A 19,711-nucleotide genomic window follows, 5' to 3' on the forward strand; every position below is an offset into this window, starting at 1 on the left:
ACGCTTGCAAAACGGAGGCACCCTCCGTATAGATTCGTCCACGGCCGGCGTTTGGCCGGATTCCCCACCAGCTTACTGCCAAAGAGGGAAAGATGACACAGACCCTGAACCTGACCATCAACGGAACCGCGCAGGCGATCGCCCTCGACGATCCCCGCGCGACGCTTCTGGACGTCCTGCGCGAACGCCTTGGCCTGACCGGCACCAAGAAGGGCTGCGACCGTGGCCAGTGCGGCGCCTGCACCGTGCTAATCGACGGGCGGCGCATGAATTCCTGCCTTGCGCTGGCGCTGTCCCATGACGGGGCCGACATCACCACGATCGAGGGGCTGGCCGAAGGCGATCGCCTGCACCCCGTGCAGGACGCCTTCCTGCGCCATGATGGCTTCCAGTGCGGCTATTGCACCCCCGGCCAGATCATGTCCGCCGTGGCCCTGATCGCCGAGGCCGAGGCCGGCCTTGATCCCGAGCGCGTGCGCGAGGGGATGAGCGGCAACCTGTGCCGCTGCGCCGCCTATGCCGGCATCACCGAGGCGGTGCTGGACGCGACCCGGACGATGACGCGGGAGGACGCGGCATGAACCTGTTCGACTACACCCGCGCCGACACGCTGGGCGCTGCCGTAGGGGCCGAAGGGGCTCTTCTGGCGGGCGGCACGAACCTTCTGGACCTGATGAAGATCGGCGTCGCCACCCCCTCGCGGCTGGTGGACGTGACGCGCCTGCCCCTGACCCGGATCGAGGAGCATGAGGGCGGCGGCCTGCGCATCGGCGCGATGGTCCGCAACGCCGACCTCGCCCGTCATCCGCAGGTGCTGGCCCGCTTTCCGGCGGTGGCCGAGGCGCTTTTGTCCGGTGCGTCGGCCCAGTTGCGCAACGCGGCCAGCACGGGCGGCAACGTCATGCAATCCACGCGCTGCCCGTATTTCATGGACCCGCTGTCGCCCTGCAACCGGCGCGAACCGGGCACGGGCTGTTCGGCCATCGGCGGCGAAACCCGCAACCACGCCATCCTCGGCTGGACCACGGGCTGCATCGCCACCCATCCGTCGGACCTCTGCGTGGCCCTCGCCGCCTTCGATGCGGTTGTGGAGATCGCGGGCCCGTCCGGCACGCGGGAGGTGCCCATGGCCACCTTCCACCCCCTGCCCGACGCGAACGGCGTCGCCCCCGCGCTGGCGGCGGGCGAGATTATCACCCATATCCGCCTGCCCGACCCCGGCGGCATGGCCCGCCATGCCCGCTATGTGAAGCTGCGCGAGCGCACCTCCTTCGCCTTTGCCATCGTATCCGCCGCGGCGGGGGTGGAGGTGGCGCAGGGCCGGATCGTGAACGCCCGCCTTGCCCTTGGCGGCGTCGCCGCCCGCCCCTGGCGCTGCCTTGATGCGGAGGCCGCCCTTCTGGGCCAGCCCCCGACCGAAGACGCCTTTGCCCGCGCCGCCGAACAGGCGCTGGAAGCCGCCGCGCCGTCGGGCGACAACGCGGCCAAGATCGTGCTGGCACGCCGCATCGCCGTGCGCGCCCTGTCGCTTGCCGCCGCGGGAACGCCCGACCGGATGCCCGCCCTCCCCGCCTCTGTCTTTGAAGGAGATGTCCATGGCTGACGTGATGAACATCCAGCGCCACGTGCGCCTTGGGTCCAATGCCGGGCAGTCCATGACGCGGCGCGACGGGCTGTTGAAGGTCACGGGGCAGGCGCCCTATGCGGCCGACAACCGCCCCGCCGGGATGCTGCACGCCGTAACTGCCACCGCCGGCATCGCGCGCGGACGGGTCGCGCATCTGGATACGGGGGCGGCCATGGCCCATCCGGGCGTGGTCAAGGTCTACACCCCCGCCAACCGGCCGCCCTTGGCCGTGCATCCCGACACGAAGATCCACGGTTTCGCCTGGCGGACCGAGGCGTTGCAGGACGACACCGTCCGCTATGCCGGCCAGCCCATCGCGGTCGTCGTCGCCGAAACGCTGGAAGCCGCCACCGAAGGCGCCCGTCTTCTGAACCCCCGATACGAGGCCGAGGCCCCGCGCATCGGGCTGGACGGCAACAACCCCTATTCGCCTGAAACCGTCAGCATCGGCCGCCCCCCTTCGCTGGAGGCGGGCGACATGGACGCCGCCCGTGCCGGCGCCGCGCGCCATCTGGAAACGGTCGTCGAAACCGCGGCCCAGTATCACAACGCGCTGGAACCCCACGCCATCGTGGCGCAATGGTTCGGCGACCGGCTGGAGATCGACACCCCGAACCAGGCCATCGGCCTCGCCAAGCAAAGCTTCGCCACCTATCTGGGGATCGAGCCTTCGCAGATCCTGATCCGCAGCCCCTTCCTGGGTGGCGGCTTCGGGTCCAAGGCGATCCTGTTCGGCGCGCAGCTTCTGGCCGTGATCGTGGCGAAGGATCTGGACCGGCCCGTGAAGCTGGCCCTGCGGCGCGACCAGATGTTCGGCCCCGTCGGCCACCGCCCCGCGACGCGCCAGACGCTGCGGCTGGATCTGGACGAACACGGCCACATCGCGGCGCTGGACCATCACACGCTGGCCGTCGCCTCCTCGTTCGACGACTTCATCGAAAGCGCGTCCAACGCGTCGCACAGCGTGTATGCCACCGCCGCGATGCGGACCACGCACAGCGCCGTGCGCACCGACACCGGCACCCCCGGCCCGATGCGCGCCCCCGGCGAAGCCCCCGGTTCGGCGGCGCTGGAGGTGGCGGTGGACGAGGCCGCCTATGCCCTTGGCATGGACCCGCTGGCCTTCCGCCTGCGGAACTATGCCGAAACCGATCCGTCCACCGGCATGGCGTTTTCGTCCAAAGCCTTGCGCGAATGCTATGCGCAGGCGGCCGACCTGTTCGGCTGGAACGACCGCCCGCTGGAACCCCGGACGATGCGGCAGGGCCGGTTGCTGAAGGGCTGGGGCATGGGCACCGCGCAGTTCCCCTGCCCGATGTTCCAGGCCGCTGCCCACGCGACCCTGCGCGCCGATGGCAGCGCGGTCGTCGAAACCTCGGCCGCCGATATGGGTCAGGGGGCGTGGACGGCGCTGGCGCAGATCGCCGCCGATGGCCTTGGCATCGATGTCGACCGGCTGGAGTTCCGGTCCGGCCACTCGGACCTGCCGGATGCGGGCGTCGCGGGGGGGTCGGGCCACACCGCCACCGCCGGCACCGCCCTGTTCAACGCGGGCGCCGACACCGTGCGGCAGTTGGCGGACCTTGCGACGAACGATCCGGCCTCCCCCCTTTTCGGGTCGGGGAACGCGGGCGTCACGGCGCGGGGCGGGCGGCTGTACCGCAACGACGACGACAGCCGGAGCGAGGCCTACGAGGACATCCTCGCCCGCGCGGGGCTGGACCTCGTGCGCGGCGAAGGCAAGGGCGCGCGCGAAGGCGACGCGCAGCGGGCCATGTTCTCTCACGGGGGGGTGTTCGCCGAGGTGCTGGTCGATCCCGACCTTGGCCAGATCCGGGTCAGCCGGCTGGTCGGCGCCTTTGCCGCGGGCCGCATCGTGAACCCGCAACTGGCGCGCAGCCAGCTTCTGGGCGGCATGATCTGGGGCGTGGGCTTCGCCCTGCACGAGGAAGCGATCCACGACGCCCGCACCGGCCGCTTCACCAACAACGATCTGGCGGGCTACCACATCCCCGTCAACGCCGACATCCCGATGATCGAGGCGCTGACCGTGCACGAGGATGATCCCTTCGTGAACACCCTTGGCATCAAGGGCGTGGGGGAGCTGGGCGTGACCGGCACGGTGGGCGCCATCGCCAACGCGGTGTGGCACGCGACGGGGGTGCGGCCGCGCCGCTTCCCCATCCATCCCGAAACCCTGATCTGACGCATCCGTCCGGCGGCATTCCCGCCGGACGCCCTAACCCTGCCGCGCCAGCCAGCGCGCCACCTGCCGGCGCTTCGATTCCAGATGCCGGCGCAGCACCGCGCCCAGGGCGGGGCCGTCCCGCGCCTCCAGCGCCAGCAGCATCTCCTCATGCTCCGCGATCGCGGTGGCCCATTCATCGTCGCCGATGCGCGCGATGAAGCGCAGGTTGACGATGCGGCGGTGGATGATCTGGCGCGTCTCGCTCAGCGTGCTGTTGCCGGCGGCGTCGAAGATCGCGTCATGGATCGCGCGGTTCTGCGCGTAATAGCCGTCCAGATCCCCCGCCCGCCGATGATCGAGCATCGCCGCATGCGCCTGCCGCAGCGCGTCCAGCTGCACCGGGGTGATGCGGGGCGCCGCAAGTTCCCCCGCCAGCCCTTCCAGCGCGCCCATGACCAGAAAGGATTCGAGGATCTGATCCTCGGTCACCGTGGCCACGGCCGCGCCGCGATTGGGGGTCACCACGACCACACCTTCGGCGGCCAGCGCGCGGATCGCTTCGCGCAGCGGGGTGCGCGACACGCCGAAACTGTCGCACAACTCCTTTTCCACCAGCTTCGCCCCCGGCGGCAGGGCGCCTTCGGCGATCAGGCCCTTCAGGCGCTGCACCAGCTCGTTCGGCAGGCTTCTTCTTTGTATCGGCTCTATTTTCGTCAAACGCTGCGGCCCCTGCCCATTTTGTCGCCAGTCGCCTTTCCGAAGGCAAGATCGTCCTTTCCCCCACGCTGGGGGCTTTACAGGATTATGTATACAAAATTACGCTCAACTCAGGCGCCGTTGCAGCGGCGATCAAATCATAAGCAAGAACACCGACAGGGATGCCCATGAAACGAACGCTCGCGCTTACGACGGCCCTTGTGGCCGGGCTGATGCAAACCCCGGCAACCGCCGGGCCGGCGGACAACTCCCTCGTGTGGGCGTCCGACAGCATGCCGTCCAGCATCGACTTCTACACCCACACCATCCGCGAAGGGATCGTGCTGGGCCACCACATCTGGGACACCCTGATCTATCGCAACAACGACACCAACCAGATCGAACCCCACCTGGCAGAGTCGTTCGAGTGGATCGACGACACCACGCTGGAATTCAAGCTGCGCCACGGCGTCAAGTTTCACGACGGCAGCGACTTCACGGCCGATGACGTGGTGGGCACCATCGACTACGTGACGACCCACACCACCGTCCAGCCCATCTTCTTCCTGGAGGGGGCGGAGAAGATCGACGACTACACGGTCCGCCTGAAGACGAAGGGCATCTTCCCGGCGGTCCTTGAATACCTCGCCAACGTCGTGCCGATGTATCCGTCCGACTATTACGCCGAGGCCGGTCCGGATGGCATGTCGCGCAAACCCATCGGCACCGGCCCCTACAGGGTGACGGACATCGTCCCCGGCGAAAGCGTCAAGATGGAGGCGTTCCCGGACTACTTCGGCGGCGTGAAGGGCAAGCCCTCCATCCAGACACTGGAATTCCGCCGCATCGCCGAATTCAACACCCAGGCGATCGAGCTGATGACCGGCAACCTCGACTGGATCTGGCGCGTCCCGCCGGACGCCGTGCAGCAGTTCGAAGGGCAGGACCAGCTGAAGGTCGAATCCGGTGCCACGCTGCGCGTCGCCTCGCTGAACATGGACGCGGCAGGCCGCACCGGGGACACGCCCCTGAAGAACGTGGACGTGCGCCGGGCCATCAACCACGCGATCAATCGCGACGGCATCCGCGAGGCGCTGGTCGGCCCCGGGTCGGAAACGATCAACGCCGCCTGCGCCCCCGCCCAGTTCGGCTGCATCGCCGACGGCGTGACGACCTATGACTACGACCCCGAAAAGGCCAAGGCCATGCTGGCCGAGGCCGGATATCCCGACGGTTTCGCCATCGACTTCTTCGGCTATCGCGACCGTCCCATCGTGGAGGCGATCATCGGCGATCTGGCCGCCGTGGGCATCGACGCGAACCTGACCATGCTTCAGGCCTCGGCCATCGCGCAGGCGCGGTCCGAAGGCAAGACGCCGATGTGGTTCCAGGCGTGGGGATCGTCCTCGATCCTCGATGTCAGCGCGGGGCCGGGCTACTGGTATGACGGATCGGCCGTGGACTATGCCCGCGACGCCGAGACGACGGCCCTTCTGGAACAGGGCAACAGCGTCATCGACCCCGAGGCGCGCAAGGCGGCTTATGCCAAGGCCCTCGCCCGCATCTCGGACCAGGCGTATCAGGTGCCGATCTTCACCTATGCGCTGAACTACGTCTACAACGCCGAGCTGAACTTCACGCCCGTGCCGGACGAAACGCCGCGCTTCTTCGAAGCCACCTGGAACGAGTGACCCCCGCGCCCGTGCGTGCACCGCGCGGGCCAACCATCGGTGACACATGCTGCGATATCTGATGCAGCGGATCGGTCTTGCGGCGCTTGTCTGCGTGGCCGTCTCGCTTCTTGCCTTCACGCTTCTGAACGCTTCGGGCGACGTCGCCATCGCCGTCGCGGGCGAAGAGGCGACCGAAGCCCAGATCGACGCCATCCGCGAGGATCTGGGCCTGAACCGTCCCCTGCCCGTGCGCTATGCCGAATGGCTGGGGCAGGCCGTGCAGGGCGATTTCGGCGATTCCCTGTTCTTCCGCCAACCGGTGGCCGAACTGATCGCCCACCGCCTGCCCAACACGCTGACGCTGGCCGTGATGTCGCTGGCGGTGATGCTGGCGCTGTCGATCCCGCTGGGGGTGGCGGCGGCCTTGTGGCCGAACTCGCTGATCGACCGGGCGGCGATGCTGGTGGCGGTGATGGGACAGGCGATGCCGAACTTCTGGTTCGCGCTGATCCTGATCGTCGTCTTCTCGCTGACGCTGGGGATCGCGCCGCCCTCGGGATCGGCCACGCTGGGGCATTTCGTGCTGCCCTCCATCGCGCTCGGCTACTATTCCACCCCGCCGATGATGCGCCTGATCCGTCAGGGCATGATCGAGGCGATGTCCTCGGACTACATCCGCACGGCGCGGGCGAAGGGCATCTCCTCGTGGAAGATCGTGTTCAAGCACGCCCTGCGCAACGCGGTCATCCCGGTCGTGTCGCTGTCGGCCGTGCAGTTCGGCAACATGCTGGGCGGGTCCGTGGTGATCGAGACGGTGTTCGGCATCCAGGGCCTCGGCTTCCTCGCTTGGGAATCGATCTCGCGCATGGACCTGCCGGTGGTGCAGGCGGTGCTGCTGATCGTCGCCATCTTCTATGTCGTCATGGTCCTGCTGGCGGACTTCATCAACGCCTGGCTCGACCCGAGGATCCGCATCCAATGACCAGCCCCGAACTGACCCTTCCCGCCGCCGGCACGCCGCGCCGCAAGGGCCTCGTGGCCCGCGCGATGGCGAACCGCGTCTTCCTCTTCGGCTCGGTCCTGCTGGGGCTGATCTTCCTGATGGCGGTCTTCGCGCCGTGGATCGCCCCCTACGATCCGCTGAAGCAGGACATGCTGCACCGCACCGTGTCGCCCTTCTGGCTGAAGGGGGCGGACTGGGCCCATCCCTTGGGCACCGACGGCCTTGGCCGCGACTACCTCAGCCGGATCATCTACGGGGCCCGCATCTCGCTTCTGATCGGGATCTTCACCGTCATCTGTTCGGGCATCATCGGCACGGTGATGGGGGTGCTGGCGGGATATTTCGGCGGCAGGGTCGATCTGGTCATCAACTTCCTGATCATGACGCGGCTGACGCTGCCGGTGATCATGGTGGCGCTGGCCGTGGTCGCGATCTTCGGCGGGTCGCTGATCGTCGTGGTGCTGGTGCTGGGCCTTCTGCTGTGGGACCGCTTCGCCGTCGTCATGCGGTCGGCGGTGATGCAGATCCGCAACCAGGAATACATCCAGGCGGCGCAGTCCATGGGCTATTCCACGCCGAAGCTGCTGTTCCGGGAACTGCTGCCCAACATCTTCGACCGCCTCGCCGTCATCGCCACGTTCGAGATGGCGCACGCGATCCTGCTGGAAGCGTCCCTGTCCTTCCTTGGCCTTGGCGTGCAGCCGCCCACCCCGTCCTGGGGCCTGATGGTGGCCGAAGGGCGGCAATACCTGCTGTTCGACAGCTGGCTGATCCTGATCCCCGGCGCCGCGATCTGTGTGCTGGTGCTGGCGATCAACATGATGGGCGATGGCCTGCGCGACGCCCTTGCCCCCGAAAACCGGAATTGAGGACACCATGACCCGCCAGACCGTTGTCACCGCCGCCGGCCGCTACGTCACCGACGGCACCTTCCTGTCCGAACTTCAGGCCCGCCTGGCCATCCCGTCGGAATCCCCGCGCGACGACAGCGGCCCCGACCACCTGCGCTATCTGAACGAACAGATGGTGCCGATGCTGGAAGGCATGGGCTTTTCCTGCCGCATCCTTCCCAACACGAAGCTGGACCGCATCCCGGCGCTGTTCGCCGAACGGATCGAGGATCCGTCCCTGCCCACCATCCTGACCTATGGCCATGGCGACGTGCTGTGGGGCATGGCGGGCGACTGGAAGGAAAACCGCTCCCCTTGGCAGGCCACGCTTGCGGGCGACCGGATCTATGGCCGCGGCACGGTGGACAACAAGGGCCAGCACACGATCAACCTCGCCGCGCTGCGGATCGTGCTGGCCGAACGCGGGCGCCTTGGCTTCAACACCAAGGTCCTGATCGAGATGGGGGAGGAGTCCGGGTCCCCCGGCCTTGCCGAGATGGCGGAGGATCACAAGGACCTGCTGGCGGCCGACGTGCTCATCGCGTCCGACGGGCCTCGGGTGTCGACGCATATGCCGACGGTGTTCCTGGGCGCGCGGGGCGGGCACGGCTTCCACCTGATCTGCGACCTGCGCGAAGGCGCGCACCATTCGGGCAACTGGGGCGGGCTGCTGCCCAATGCCGGCATCCGGCTGGCCCATGCGCTGGCCACCATCACCGACGCCAGGGGCCGCATCGCCATCCGCGAATGGACGCCGGGCACCATCCCCGCCAACGTCCACGCCGCCCTGAAAAAGATCGAGATGGAGTTCGGGCCCGACGACCCGCAGATCGACGACAGCTGGGGGGAGCCGGACCTGAAAGGCGCCGAACAGGTCTATGGCTGGTGCAATTTCGAGGTTCTGGCCTACAAGTGCGGCCGCCCCGAAGCGCCGGTGAACGCCATCCCCGGCCATGCCAAGGCCACCTGCCAGCTGCGCTATGTCGTCGGCGTGAACCGCGACCGCATCCTGCCCGCCCTGCGCGAACATCTGGACGCCCACGGTTTCCCCGACATCCGGATCGAGCCGATGGACCGCGGCTTCTTCAGCGCCACCCGCACCGATCCCGACAACGCCTGGACCCGTCTGGCCGTGCAGTCCATCACCGAAACCACCGGGAAGGAGCCGGCGGTGCAACCCAACTTCGGCGGATCGCTTCCGAACGAGGTGTTTGCCGAAACGCTGGGCCTGCCGACGGTGTGGATCCCGCATTCCCACCCCTCCTGTTCCCAGCACGCGCCGGACGAACACATGATGGTCAGCGTCGCCAAGGAAGCGACGGAGATGATGGCCGGCCTGTTCTGGGACATCGGTGAAGGGAAGTTGCAGCCATGACCGGACCCGTCCTTTCCGTCCGCGGCCTGACGGTGGACCTGCCCAGAAGCGGCGACCGCGCGCACGCGGTGCAGGACCTGTCCTTCGACATCCACCCGAACGAGATCGTGTGCGTGGTGGGCGAAAGCGGGTCCGGCAAGTCCGTCACGGCCTTCACCGCCATGGGGCTGCTGCCGAAGGCCTTGAAACCTTCGGCCGGGCAGATGCTGTTCGAAGGCAAGGACCTGCTGAAGATGTCGCGCCGCGCGCATGGCGCCCTGCGCGGCAAGCGGATCGCGATGGTGTTCCAGGAACCCATGACGGCGCTGAACCCCTGCTTCACCGTCGGCGACCAGATCGAGGAGATCTTCAAGGCCCATACCCGCCTGTCCAAAGCCGAACGCAAGGCCCGCACCATGGCCCTGCTGGAGGAGGTGCGCCTGCCCGATCCGCCCCGCGTGTATTCCAGCTTCCCGCATCAGCTGTCGGGCGGGCAGCGGCAGCGCATCGTCATCGCCATCGCGCTGGCCATGGACCCGACGCTGCTGATCGCGGACGAGCCCACCACCGCGCTGGACGTGACGACGCAGGCGCAGATCCTGTCGATGTTCAAGACGCTGAAGACCACGCACAACGCGGGCATCCTGTTCGTCACCCATGATTTCGACGTGGTGGCCGAAATCGCGGACCGCGTGGTGGTGATGCAGAAGGGCGTCGTGGTGGAACAGGGCCCGGTCGAGGAGGTCCTGAACCGCCCGCAGCACCCCTATACCCGCCAGCTGATCGCCGCCGTTCCGCGCAAGCGCGACGGCGCCGCCCCCGTTCTGGACGAGGAGGTGGCCCTGCGGGTCCAGGGGCTGGAAAAGACCTATCACGTGCCGGGCACGCTGATGAAGAAGCCCCGCACCGTTCACGCCCTGCACCCGGCCGACTTCACCGTCCGCAAGGGGGAAACGCTGGGAATCGTGGGCGAAAGCGGGTCGGGCAAGACGACGCTGGTGCGCTGCCTGATCCGGTTGCAGGATCCGGACAACGGCGCGATCTGGATCGGCAACCGCAACTTTGCCGAAGGGTCGCGCGAAAGCCTGCGGGCGGCCCGCAAGGACATCCAGATCGTCTTCCAGGACCCCTACGGCTCGCTCAACCCCCGCCGGACGATCGGGGAACAGCTGATCGGCGCGCCCATGAACTTCGGCGTGTCGCGCGCGGTGGCATGGGAACGGGCGAAACGGCTGATGAAGATCGTCCGGCTGGAGGAGGAGGCCCTTCACCGCTATCCCGCGCAGTTTTCGGGCGGACAGCGGCAGCGCATCTGCATCGCCCGCGCCCTGATGGTGGAACCGAAGATCCTGATCGCGGATGAAGCCGTGTCGGCGCTGGACGTGTCCGTGCAGAAGGAGGTGCTTCAGCTTCTGGCCGACATCAAGCGCGACATGGGCCTGACGATCCTGTTCATCACCCATGACCTGCGCGTCGCGGCCCAGATCTGCGACAACCTGATCGTGATGAGCAAGGGCCGCATCGTGGAACGCGGCACCGTGGACAACGTGTTCGGCAACCCGCAGGACGCCTACACCCGCCAGCTTCTGGGGGCCATGCCCGGCCGGGGCTGGGAGGCGCCCGATCTTACGGGCGCCCTCCACTAGCCCTTCGGCCCGGTCCGGTCCAGCACGGACCGGACCTTCTGCGCCAGTTGCGTCAGCATGTAGGGCTTTTGCAGGAAGTTCGTCCCGGGATCGAGGATGCCGTTATGCACCACCGCGTTGCTGGTGTAGCCGGTGGCGTAGATCACGGGCAGGTGCGGCAGGAACTCGGCCACCGCGTCGGCCAGCTTGCGGCCCGTCATTTCCGGCATGATGATGTCGGTGAACAGAAGGTCCACCTTCAGCCCGCCGCGCAGCATCTCCAGCGCCATGCGTCCGCTGGACGCGGCGGTGACGGTGTAGCCCAGATCGCGCAGGGCGTTTTCGGTGAAGCTGCGGACGCGGTCGTCGTCCTCCACCAGCAGGATCCCCTCCCCCCGCCCCTCGGGCTGATCAAGCGAAACGGGCGCGGGCGCCTGATGCTCCTCCTCGCCGTAATAGCGGGGAAGGTAGATCTTCACGGCGGTGCCCACGCCCGGTTCGGAATAGATCTTCACGTGGCCGTTCGTCTGACGAACGAAACCGAAGACCTGGCTGAGGCCCAGTCCCGTGCCCTTGCCGACGCCCTTGGTGGTGAAGAACGGGTCGAAGGCGCGCTGCAGCACATCCTCGGTCATGCCCGCGCCCGTGTCGGACACGGCCAGAAGCACGTATTGGCCCGACGCGAGGTTGTGCTGGCGGCCGTATGCGTCGTCCACATGGGCGTTGGCGGTCTCGATCGTCAGGCGGCCGCCGTCGGGCATGGCGTCGCGCGCGTTCACGGCCAGGTTCAGGATCGCGTTTTCCAGCTGGCTCAGATCGGCGGAGGTTTTCCACAAACCCGCGCCCAGCACCGTTTCCACCCGGATCGCCTCGCCCAGCGTGCGCGACAAAAGCTCGTTCATGCCGGCGATCATGCGGTTGCAGTCCACCACCTCGGGCGACAGGGGCTGACGGCGGGCGAAGGCCAGAAGCCGGTGCGTCAGGGTGGCGGCGCGCTGCGCGCCTTCCATGGCCCCCGCCATCAGCATGTCCAGATCCTCTGTCCGGCCGCTGTTCAGCTTGCGCTGGATCAGGTTCAGGCCGCTGATGATGACGGCCAGGTTGTTGTTGAAGTCATGCGCCACGCCGCCCGTCAGCTGGCCGATCGCTTCCATCTTCTGGCTTTGGCGCAACAAGGCGTCGGACTGGCGCAGGGCCTCCGTTCGCTCGATCACCTGCTCCTCCAGCGAGGCGGCGAGGGTGCGCAGCTCCCGCTCCGCCCGCCGCCGTTCGACGGTCTGGCGGATGCGTTCGGCGAAATCACCCATGAAATCCACTTCGGCGGGATGCCAGTCGCGCGGTGCGGCTGCGTGCACGAACAGGATGGCGACCAGCCGCCCCTGTTCGCGGATCGGCACGATGACCTGGGCCAGCGCCCCCACCTCGCGCAGCCGCGGGGCGTGGCTGGTCATGCGGGCGTCGGTGTCGATGTCGGCGCAGACCACCGTCCGCCCCTGCCGCAGATCGTCAAGGAACGCGCCATAGTCGCGGAACCGGCGCACGCCGTTCAGGCTGGGCAGTGCCCCCGCCGTCCATTCGCGTTCGACGATGACCATATCGCCATCCTCGGTCACGTTGCCGTAGCCCACGCGGTTCACGTTCAGGAACTGGCCCAGAAGGCGCGACGCCTCGTGCTTGACGTCCAGCGGGTCCTCGAGGTTGCGGGTCACCTCCTGCAACTCCAGCAGCGCGCCGCGCCGCAGTTCCTGCATCTTCATGTCGTGGATGTCGGTGCAGGTGCCGTACCAGCGCAGGATGCGGCCTTCGGCGTCCCGCGCGGGCTTGGCACGCCCGATCACCCAGCGGTATTCGCCCGACCGGTGGCGCAGGCGATACTCGATCTCGTACGGCTGGCCGGTGGTCAGCGCGGCGCGCCACAGCTCCCACGCCAGGGGCTGATCGTCGGGGTGGAACACGCCGGCCCACCCGTCGCCATCCGTGCTGCCGGGGGTCAGGCCGGTGAATTCGTACCAACGGTCGTTGTAGAAGTCGTGATACCCGTCGGGGCGGGTGGTCCAGATCATCTGGTCCACGGAATGGGCGATGGCCGACAGGTCGCGGCGGCTGCTGTCCAGCGCCTGCTCCATCTCGTGCCGTTCGTCGATGTCGAGGACCGAACCGACATAGCCCATGAAGGTGCCGTCCGGGCCGAAACGGGGTTCGGCGGCGTCGATGGCCCAGCGGTACACCCCGTCATGCCGGCGCAGGCGATATTCCAGGCGGAAAGGCGTGCGGGTCTGCAGCGCCGTCAGGAACACCTCTTCCGACCGCGCGCGATCCTCGGGATGGGTCGCCTCCAGCCAGCCAAAGCCTTCCGCGGCTTCCGGTGTCTGGCCGGTGAATTCGTACCACCGCGTGTTCAGATAGGTGCAATACCCCGTCTCGTTCACGACCCACATCATCACGGGCGCGTTGTCGGCCATGTTGCGGAAGCGCTGCTCCCCCTCGATCAGGCGACGCTCGTAGGCGCGGGCGGTCGTCGTCTCGTTGACGACGCAGAGCACGCCGGCCACCGTTCCGTCCGCCGCCGGAACCGGAGAATAGGAGATGTCGAAGGTCACCGTTTCGGGATGGCCCTTCCGCTCGATGTAGAAGGCCCGGTCCTTGGCCGCGATCACCTCCCCTTCCAGCCGGACCCGGTCCAGCAGGGGGCGCAGGTCGTCCCAGAGTTCGCTCCAGTAAAGCCGCGCCGGACGCCCGAAGGCGGCCGGATGCTTCACCCCGATCGTGGGCGCATAGGTGTCGTTGTACAGCGCCACGTAGTCCGGCCCCCAGAACAGCACGATCTGGACGGCGGCCTTTTCGACCGTTTCCATGACGACCCGCAATTCGACCGGCCAAGACCCGACGGGACCCAGGGGGGAGTCGGAGGGGAAAGCCGCGAGAAGGTCGCGCACCGTCGGTGACGTCACGTCGTGTCCAGTCATGGGAAGGATCGGAATCGTAAAGGCCGAAACTAGTGCGATCCGCCGAAAGGTCTACCACTCGCGACGCCATAGCCGCGGAAGATCGTCTTGCCGCCGGGGAGGATTGCCGATGTATTGGCCCGAACCGACCGCATCCGAAAGACCCCCATGACGCCGCACCTTGCCGGAACCGCCGCCATCCTTTTCGCGGCCATTGTCTGGGGCACGACCGGAACCGCCGCCACCTTCGCACCCGGCGTCGGCGCGGCCGCCGTCGGGGCGGCGGCCATGGGCTTGGGCGGGCTCGCGCAGGCAGTGCTGGCCTTGGGCGGAATCCGCCGCCACCGATCCGCCCTGCGGGACCAGCGCCGTCTTCTGATTGCGGGGGCGCTGGCGGTGGCGATGTATCCGCTGGCCTTCTACGCCTCCATGCGGCTGGCGGGGGTGACGATCGGGACGGTGGTCACGATCGGATCGGCGCCCCTGCTGTCGGCGCTGCTGGAATACCGGCTGGACCGCGCGCCGCTGACGAAACGCTGGATGGCCGGCGCGCTGGTGGGGCTGGCGGGCATGGTCCTGATCTGTGGCGCCGAAGGGGACGGCACGGGCGGTCCCTCCGTCCCCTTGGGCGTGGCGCTTGGCCTGCTGGGCGGGCTGACCTACGCGCTCTATTCCTGGACGGCGCGGGGAATGATGCTGCGGGGCGTGCCGTCGGCGGTCGCGATGGGGGCCACCTTCGGGCTGGGCGGCTTTCTGTTGATGCCGGTGCTGGCCGTCACGGGCGGGGCGTTCTTGGCCTCATGGACCAACGCGGCGGTGGGGGTCTACATGGCGGCGGTGCCGATGTTCCTGGGCTATGTCGCCTTCGGCTACGGGCTGGCGCGGGTGCGGGCCAGCATGGCCACGACGCTGACGCTGCTGGAGCCGGTGGTGGCCGCCCTTCTGGCGGTGGTCGTCGTGGGGGAACGGCTGCCACCCTTGGGGTGGCTGGGCGTGGCGCTGGTGGTGGGTTGCCTTGTGATCGTGACGATGCCCACCCCTTTGCGCCGAGAGCCCGGCCGGCAGGTCCGCCGGCCGGGCACCTTGTTCAGCCGATCGGCACGGCGCCGGTGATCACCGCGCCCAGCAGCATCAGCCCCACCAGCAGGATCGACCATTTCATGGTGAAGCGCTGGTGATCCCCGAACTCCACCTTCGCGAGGCCCACCAGCACGAAGGCCGCAGGCACCAAGGGCGACAGCATGTGCACCGGCTGGCCCACAAGGGAGGCGCGGGCGATCACCTCGGCCGGGATGCCGTATTCGGCGGCGGCCTGCGCCAGAACCGGCACCACCCCGAAGTAGAACGCATCGTTGGACAGGAAGAAGGTGAACGGTGCTGACAGGACGGCCGTGATCAGCGGGATGTACTGCCCCGCCGCGTCCGGGATCATCGCGACCACGCTTTGCGCCAGCGCGTCGGTCATGCCCGTGCCCATCATGATGCCGGTGAAGGCGCCCGCGCCGAACACCACGGCCACCACGTTCAGGACCGAACTTGCGTGCGAGGCGATGCGTTCGCGCTGGTCCGCCACGTTGGGGAAGTTCACGACCATGGCGATGGCGAAGCCCACCATGAACACCAGCGCCAGCGGGAACACGTCCGCCACCAGCAGTGCCATCATCGCGGCGGTCAGCGCGGCGTTGAAGCCCTTCAGCAGGGCCGAACGGGGCACGACCGCGCGGGTGGCCTCGTTGATCTGCTCCTCCAGGTCGGCGTCGCTGACATGGTCGAAGCGGATGGTGCCCAGGCGGCGGCGTTCCTGCAGGCCGAAATAGGCCGCGATCGCCAGCGATCCCGCGCAGGCCAGCGCGATGGCCGGGATCATCGGCACGAAGACCTGCCCCACATCCACGTGCAGCGCCGACATCACGCGCGCCGTCGGCCCGCCCCACGGCGCCACGTTGATGATGGCGTTGGGCATCACCGTGACGGCCGGAAGGATCAGCGGGTTGATGCCAAGCCGCAGGTGCAAGGGCATCATCGCCGTTACCACCAGCAGATACGTGGTCGACCCGTCCCCGTCGAGCGAGATGCACATCGACAGCGCGCAGGTGCCCACGATCACGCGCAGGGGGTCGCCATGGCACTTGCGCACCACGAACCGCACCAGCGGGTCGAACAGGCCCACGTCGATCATCAGGCCAAAATACAGGATCGCGAACAGCAGCAGCACCGCCGTGGGGGCGATCTTGCGCAGCCCGTCCATGACAAGATCGGGGATCTCGGGGCCGAAGCCCGCGATGGCGGCGAACAGGATCGGAACAAGGATAAGACCCATCAACGCCGAAAGACGTCCGGTCATGATGGCGGCCATGAAGGTGATGATCATGGCGTAGGCAAGGAATGTAAGCACGAGATCTCCTTTCACCGCCATGGGGTCATGGCGATGTCTTCGGTCTTTTCGGGGTCGGGGCGCGGAAGGGGCGGGATGTCAGGGAAGGCCCAGCTGGACGGCGCGGGTGCGGGCGTCCTGCGACATGCGGGACAACCGCTCCCTCAGCCTTGGGCCGGTCAGGGGCATGGGTTCCAGATGACGGGACGCCAGCAGGTCGTGATAGGCGGGGCTGCGCAGGACATCGTCCAGCAGCCGCTGCCAGGCCAGCACATCCGCTTGCGGAACCTGCGGGCCGGTGTAGACCCCGCGCAGAACGGGCCAGTCCAGCGGGATGCCCTGTTCGCGCGCGGTGGGGATGGCGGCCAGCGCGCCTGGCAGCCGTTCGGCCGAATGCACGGCCAGGATGCGCAGCGGGCGGCCTTCGTCGATGGAGGTCTGGCTGTCGCCCGCGTCGTTCAGGCAGGCCGCGACAAAGCCCGCGACCAGCGCCTCCATGCAGCCGCCGCCGCCTTCGAAGGCGACAAAGCGCATCCGGTCGGGATCGATGCCGGCCAGCCGCGCCATGGTGGCCGCGCGCATCCAGTCCTGCCCGCCGATCACCCCGCCGCCGCCAAGGGCCATGCGCTGCGGTTCAGCCTTCACCGCCGCCAGAAGGTCCGGCAGGCCGCGCCACGGCGCATCCGCGCGCACGACGACCGCGCCATGATCCACGGCCAGCGCGGCCAGCCATTGCACGTCGTCCAGACCGCGATCACCATAGTGACCCAGCGACAGGTTGTAGATCGAGCCTTCGGAGAAGGCGACCACAGTGGCCGGATCGGCGGGGGTCTGGTTGATCATGGCGTTGAAGGCCACGGCCCCCACCCCGCCCGGCATGAAGCGGCGGTTCACGGCAATGTCGTGCCCGGCCAGCGCGTCCGACAGAAGACGGCAGGTCAGGTCGAACCCGCCCCCCGGCTGCGCGGGGGCGATGCAGTTCACCGCGCGCGGCGGTGCCGCATGCGCAACGCTGGCCCAGACCGCCATGACGATCGACCAAAGCCAGACATGCAGGAAATGTCGGGTCGCCACCAGCTGCCCCTCCTGTCGTTCCCCTCCGGGGTGTGACCCCCGCCCTCAAGGGAAGGTGTAGCGGACGTCACCTTACAATTGGCTTTCATTTCCCCCGACAAGACGATTTTTTGACAAGGTCGATGTCAGCGGAAGCACCAGCGCCACCTCCAGCCCGCCGCCGGCGCGGTTCGCGGCGGTGAAGGTCCCGCCATGCATCCGCGCTACCGCCACGGCCAGCGACAGGCCGATCCCCGCGCCGCCCTCGCCATCCGACAGGAACCGCTCGCCCACTCGGGCCAGACGGTCGGCGGTCATGCCGGGGCCGCGGTCGGACACGGTCATCGCGGCGTGGCGGGCGCGGCGGTCCAGCCGCAGCGTGACCTCGCCGCCCGCAGGGGACAGGCGGACCGCGTTGTCCAGAAGGTTGCTCACCGCCTCGTACAGAAGGGTTTCGGCGGCGGGCAGGATCACGGGGGTGTCGGGCAGGTCCAGATCCAGCGCGATGCGCTTGCGGCGGGCGGCGGGCAGGTGCAGGAACGCCACCTCGCGCAGGACGGCCGACAGGTCCACGTCGGTCAGGGGCACCGCGCCGCTGTCCACTCGCGCCAGCGCCAGAAGCTGGCCGGTGGTGCGGGCCGTGCGGTCCACCACGGCGCGCATCGCTTCCAGCGTGGCGTGGCGTTCGGCGGGATCAGGGGTGGTCAGCGCGTAATCCAGTTGCATCCGCAGCACCGACAAGGGCGTGCGCAACTGGTGCGAGGCATCGTCGAAGAACCGCTTCTGCCCCGCCGCCTGATCGGCGTGCCGCGCCATCAGGGCGTTGAAGCTGTCGATCAGGGGCCGCACCTCGGCCGGCAGGGCCGATCCGTCCAGCGGCGACAGATCCCCCGGCGCGCGGCGGTCGAAGCGGTCGCGCAGGCGCAAAAGGGGGCGCAGCGCCATCCCCACCCCCACCACCAGAACCGCCAGCGCCGCCAGAAGCGCCGTCGCGTCGCGCCAGAAGGCCAGCCGCGCGATCCGCCCCAGAAACGCCTCACGCGAGGCGGTAGTTTCCGCCACCTCGATCAGCACGGTCTGGGGGGTGGCGGCGCCATACAGCGGCACGGCCAGCTGCTTGCGGACCGCCCCCACCCGCAGACTTTGCCCCAGAAAGGTCGCGTCAAAGAACTGCGCCTTGCGGGTGGGGGACGGCGGGTCGGGCAAACGCGTGTCGCCGATCTGCACCAGCCCGTCATCGGTGCTGACGCGGAAATACACGGTGCCCGTGGCCGCCGCCTGAAGGTTCGCGAACAGGGCATAAGGCAGCTCGATCCCAAGGCCGCCGCTTTGCACGGACAGGTCCGCCTCGATCGCGCGCAGGGCGCCGGACAGGGACCGGTCATAGGCGCTGTCGGCCAGCCGCGCGATGGCGTTCTGCGTCAGCCAGATCGACGATCCGAACACGCACAGGCTGGCCGGGATCATCCACAGCGCCAGCGTGGCGCGCAGCGACCGGACGCGGCGGTCAGGCATCCTCGGCCTCAAGGAAATAGCCAAGGCCGCGCAGGGTGACGATGCGCATGTCGTGGCCTTCCAGCTTGCGGCGCAGGCGGTGGATCAGCACCTCGATCGCTTCGGGCTGAAGATCGGCGTCCTCCCCCACAAGACGGTCGAGGATGTGGGTCTTCGACAACGGCTCCCCCACCCGCTGGATCAGAAGCTGAAGGATGGCATGTTCGCGCGGGGTCACGTGCAACGGATCGCCCGCCAGCGTGAAGCGGCGGGTCGCGTGGTCATAGGCCAGCGCGCCGCAGGAAAAGGCGCCGTTGGCGCGGCCCTGGCTGCGGCGGACAAGGGCGACCAGCCGGGCCTCCACCTCGCGCACGGCAAAGGGCTTGGACAGGAAATCGTCGGCCCCCGCGTGCAGAAGGGCGATGCGGTCCGACAGGTCGTCGCGCGCGGTCAGCACCAGAACGGGCAGCGTGCCGCCCGCCGCGCGGATGCGGGCCAGCACCTGCGCGCCGTCCAGATCCGGCAGGCCCAGATCCAGCAGCAGCACGTCGTAATCCCCCGCCAGCCCCCGCTTCACCGCCATGAGGCCGCTGTCTTCCCAATCCACGATGATCCCGTGACCGGCCAGCGACTTCACCAGCCACAGGGCCAGATCGGCATCATCCTCCACCAGCAGACAGCGCACGGTTCGTCCCCTTCTTGCAGCGGGCTGCACCTTGGTCCGAAGACCCGCCGCGCGCAAGATGGCGAAGGTTGCCGCATACCCTTCGGGCCGATAGGGTCCGGTCA

At 68.3% G+C, this 19,711-nt stretch carries 15 protein-coding genes; 9 read left to right on the forward strand and 6 right to left on the reverse strand.

Annotated elements, in window-relative coordinates:
* Positions 1 to 92 precede the first annotated feature (92 nt).
* Genes ACSHZY_RS13155 through ACSHZY_RS13165 form a run of 3 tightly spaced genes read left to right on the forward strand, consistent with a single transcriptional unit; the run spans position 93 to position 3,833 of the window.
* Entirely contained in the window at positions 93 to 581 is a 489-nt protein-coding gene (locus ACSHZY_RS13155) for a (2Fe-2S)-binding protein (protein WP_435169816.1), read from the forward strand.
* Positions 578 to 1,603: an FAD binding domain-containing protein gene (locus ACSHZY_RS13160; RefSeq protein WP_435169818.1), complete on the forward strand. Its 1,026-nt coding sequence runs from the start codon at positions 578 to 580 to the stop codon at positions 1,601 to 1,603. Before ACSHZY_RS13155 ends, ACSHZY_RS13160 begins: the two co-directional genes overlap by 4 nt.
* Positions 1,596 to 3,833, forward strand: coding sequence for a xanthine dehydrogenase family protein molybdopterin-binding subunit (locus ACSHZY_RS13165; RefSeq protein WP_435169820.1), 2,238 nt, complete (start codon positions 1,596 to 1,598; stop codon positions 3,831 to 3,833). Before ACSHZY_RS13160 ends, ACSHZY_RS13165 begins: the two co-directional genes overlap by 8 nt.
* 33 nt (positions 3,834 to 3,866) lie before the next feature.
* Here ACSHZY_RS13165 and ACSHZY_RS13170 read toward each other — a convergent pair whose 3' ends face one another.
* Positions 3,867 to 4,484: a GntR family transcriptional regulator gene (locus ACSHZY_RS13170; protein WP_435169822.1), complete on the reverse strand. Its 618-nt coding sequence runs from the start codon at positions 4,482 to 4,484 to the stop codon at positions 3,867 to 3,869.
* 215 nt (positions 4,485 to 4,699) lie between these two features.
* On the opposite strand from ACSHZY_RS13170, the gene ACSHZY_RS13175 reads away from it, so the two are divergent.
* From ACSHZY_RS13175 to ACSHZY_RS13195, 5 genes are read left to right on the forward strand one after another with little or no spacing between them, the layout of a single operon-like run.
* Positions 4,700 to 6,202: an ABC transporter substrate-binding protein gene (locus ACSHZY_RS13175; protein ID WP_435169824.1), complete on the forward strand. Its 1,503-nt coding sequence runs from the start codon at positions 4,700 to 4,702 to the stop codon at positions 6,200 to 6,202.
* Positions 6,203 to 6,248: 46 nt separating this feature from the next.
* Entirely contained in the window at positions 6,249 to 7,166 is a 918-nt protein-coding gene (locus tag ACSHZY_RS13180; RefSeq protein ID WP_435169825.1) for an ABC transporter permease, read from the forward strand.
* Complete coding sequence (locus ACSHZY_RS13185) at positions 7,163 to 8,056, forward strand: ABC transporter permease (RefSeq protein WP_435169827.1); 894 nt, start codon at positions 7,163 to 7,165, stop codon at positions 8,054 to 8,056. Before ACSHZY_RS13180 ends, ACSHZY_RS13185 begins: the two co-directional genes overlap by 4 nt.
* Before the next feature lie 7 nt (positions 8,057 to 8,063).
* Positions 8,064 to 9,452: a M20 family metallopeptidase gene (locus ACSHZY_RS13190; RefSeq protein WP_435169829.1), complete on the forward strand. Its 1,389-nt coding sequence runs from the start codon at positions 8,064 to 8,066 to the stop codon at positions 9,450 to 9,452.
* A complete protein-coding gene (locus ACSHZY_RS13195; RefSeq protein ID WP_435169830.1) occupies positions 9,449 to 11,077 on the forward strand; it encodes a dipeptide ABC transporter ATP-binding protein in 1,629 nt (542 codons plus the stop codon). The genes ACSHZY_RS13190 and ACSHZY_RS13195 overlap by 4 nt, the downstream gene beginning before the upstream one ends.
* On the opposite strand, the gene ACSHZY_RS13200 is transcribed toward ACSHZY_RS13195, so the two are convergent.
* Entirely contained in the window at positions 11,074 to 14,022 is a 2,949-nt protein-coding gene (locus tag ACSHZY_RS13200; protein ID WP_435169832.1) for a PAS domain S-box protein, read from the reverse strand. The two genes, ACSHZY_RS13195 and ACSHZY_RS13200, sit on opposite strands and share 4 nt — an antisense overlap.
* A 147-nt stretch (positions 14,023 to 14,169) precedes the next feature.
* On the opposite strand from ACSHZY_RS13200, the gene ACSHZY_RS13205 reads away from it, so the two are divergent.
* The gene (locus tag ACSHZY_RS13205) at positions 14,170 to 15,114 is read left to right on the forward strand and encodes a DMT family transporter (protein ID WP_435169835.1); all 945 of its coding nucleotides are present in this window, start codon (positions 14,170 to 14,172) and stop codon (positions 15,112 to 15,114) included.
* Here ACSHZY_RS13205 and ACSHZY_RS13210 read toward each other — a convergent pair.
* The 4 genes from ACSHZY_RS13210 to ACSHZY_RS13225 form a co-directional block, all read right to left on the reverse strand.
* A complete protein-coding gene (locus tag ACSHZY_RS13210; protein ID WP_435169837.1) occupies positions 15,089 to 16,396 on the reverse strand; it encodes a CitMHS family transporter in 1,308 nt (435 codons plus the stop codon). The two genes, ACSHZY_RS13205 and ACSHZY_RS13210, sit on opposite strands and share 26 nt — an antisense overlap.
* A gap of 78 nt (positions 16,397 to 16,474) precedes the next feature.
* Complete coding sequence (locus tag ACSHZY_RS13215) at positions 16,475 to 17,449, reverse strand: tripartite tricarboxylate transporter substrate-binding protein (RefSeq protein ID WP_435169839.1); 975 nt, start codon at positions 17,447 to 17,449, stop codon at positions 16,475 to 16,477.
* Positions 17,450 to 17,521: 72 nt separating this feature from the next.
* Positions 17,522 to 18,943, reverse strand: coding sequence for a sensor histidine kinase (locus tag ACSHZY_RS13220; protein WP_435169841.1), 1,422 nt, complete (start codon positions 18,941 to 18,943; stop codon positions 17,522 to 17,524).
* Positions 18,936 to 19,607: a response regulator gene (locus tag ACSHZY_RS13225; RefSeq protein WP_435169842.1), complete on the reverse strand. Its 672-nt coding sequence runs from the start codon at positions 19,605 to 19,607 to the stop codon at positions 18,936 to 18,938. The genes ACSHZY_RS13220 and ACSHZY_RS13225 overlap by 8 nt, the downstream gene beginning before the upstream one ends.
* Positions 19,608 to 19,711: the final 104 nt, after the last annotated feature.

It is taken from the genome of Falsirhodobacter sp. 1013 (assembly GCF_051195255.1).
In the GTDB taxonomy this organism is placed as follows: Bacteria; Pseudomonadota; Alphaproteobacteria; order Rhodobacterales; family Rhodobacteraceae; genus Falsirhodobacter.

Excerpts from the sequence above, each read along its gene's own strand:
- ACSHZY_RS13155 (WP_435169816.1), top strand. The coding sequence starts at position 93 with ATGACACAGACCCTGAACCTGACCATCAACGGAACCGCGCAGGCGATC.
- ACSHZY_RS13160 (WP_435169818.1), top strand. The coding sequence starts at position 578 with ATGAACCTGTTCGACTACACCCGCGCCGACACGCTGGGCGCTGCCGTA.
- ACSHZY_RS13165 (WP_435169820.1), top strand. The coding sequence starts at position 1,596 with ATGGCTGACGTGATGAACATCCAGCGCCACGTGCGCCTTGGGTCCAAT.
- ACSHZY_RS13175 (WP_435169824.1), top strand. The coding sequence starts at position 4,700 with ATGAAACGAACGCTCGCGCTTACGACGGCCCTTGTGGCCGGGCTGATG.
- ACSHZY_RS13180 (WP_435169825.1), top strand. The coding sequence starts at position 6,249 with ATGCTGCGATATCTGATGCAGCGGATCGGTCTTGCGGCGCTTGTCTGC.
- ACSHZY_RS13185 (WP_435169827.1), top strand. The coding sequence starts at position 7,163 with ATGACCAGCCCCGAACTGACCCTTCCCGCCGCCGGCACGCCGCGCCGC.
- ACSHZY_RS13190 (WP_435169829.1), top strand. The coding sequence starts at position 8,064 with ATGACCCGCCAGACCGTTGTCACCGCCGCCGGCCGCTACGTCACCGAC.
- ACSHZY_RS13195 (WP_435169830.1), top strand. The coding sequence starts at position 9,449 with ATGACCGGACCCGTCCTTTCCGTCCGCGGCCTGACGGTGGACCTGCCC.
- ACSHZY_RS13200 (WP_435169832.1), bottom strand. The coding sequence starts at position 14,022 with ATGACTGGACACGACGTGACGTCACCGACGGTGCGCGACCTTCTCGCG.
- ACSHZY_RS13205 (WP_435169835.1), top strand. The coding sequence starts at position 14,170 with ATGACGCCGCACCTTGCCGGAACCGCCGCCATCCTTTTCGCGGCCATT.
- ACSHZY_RS13220 (WP_435169841.1), bottom strand. The coding sequence starts at position 18,943 with ATGCCTGACCGCCGCGTCCGGTCGCTGCGCGCCACGCTGGCGCTGTGG.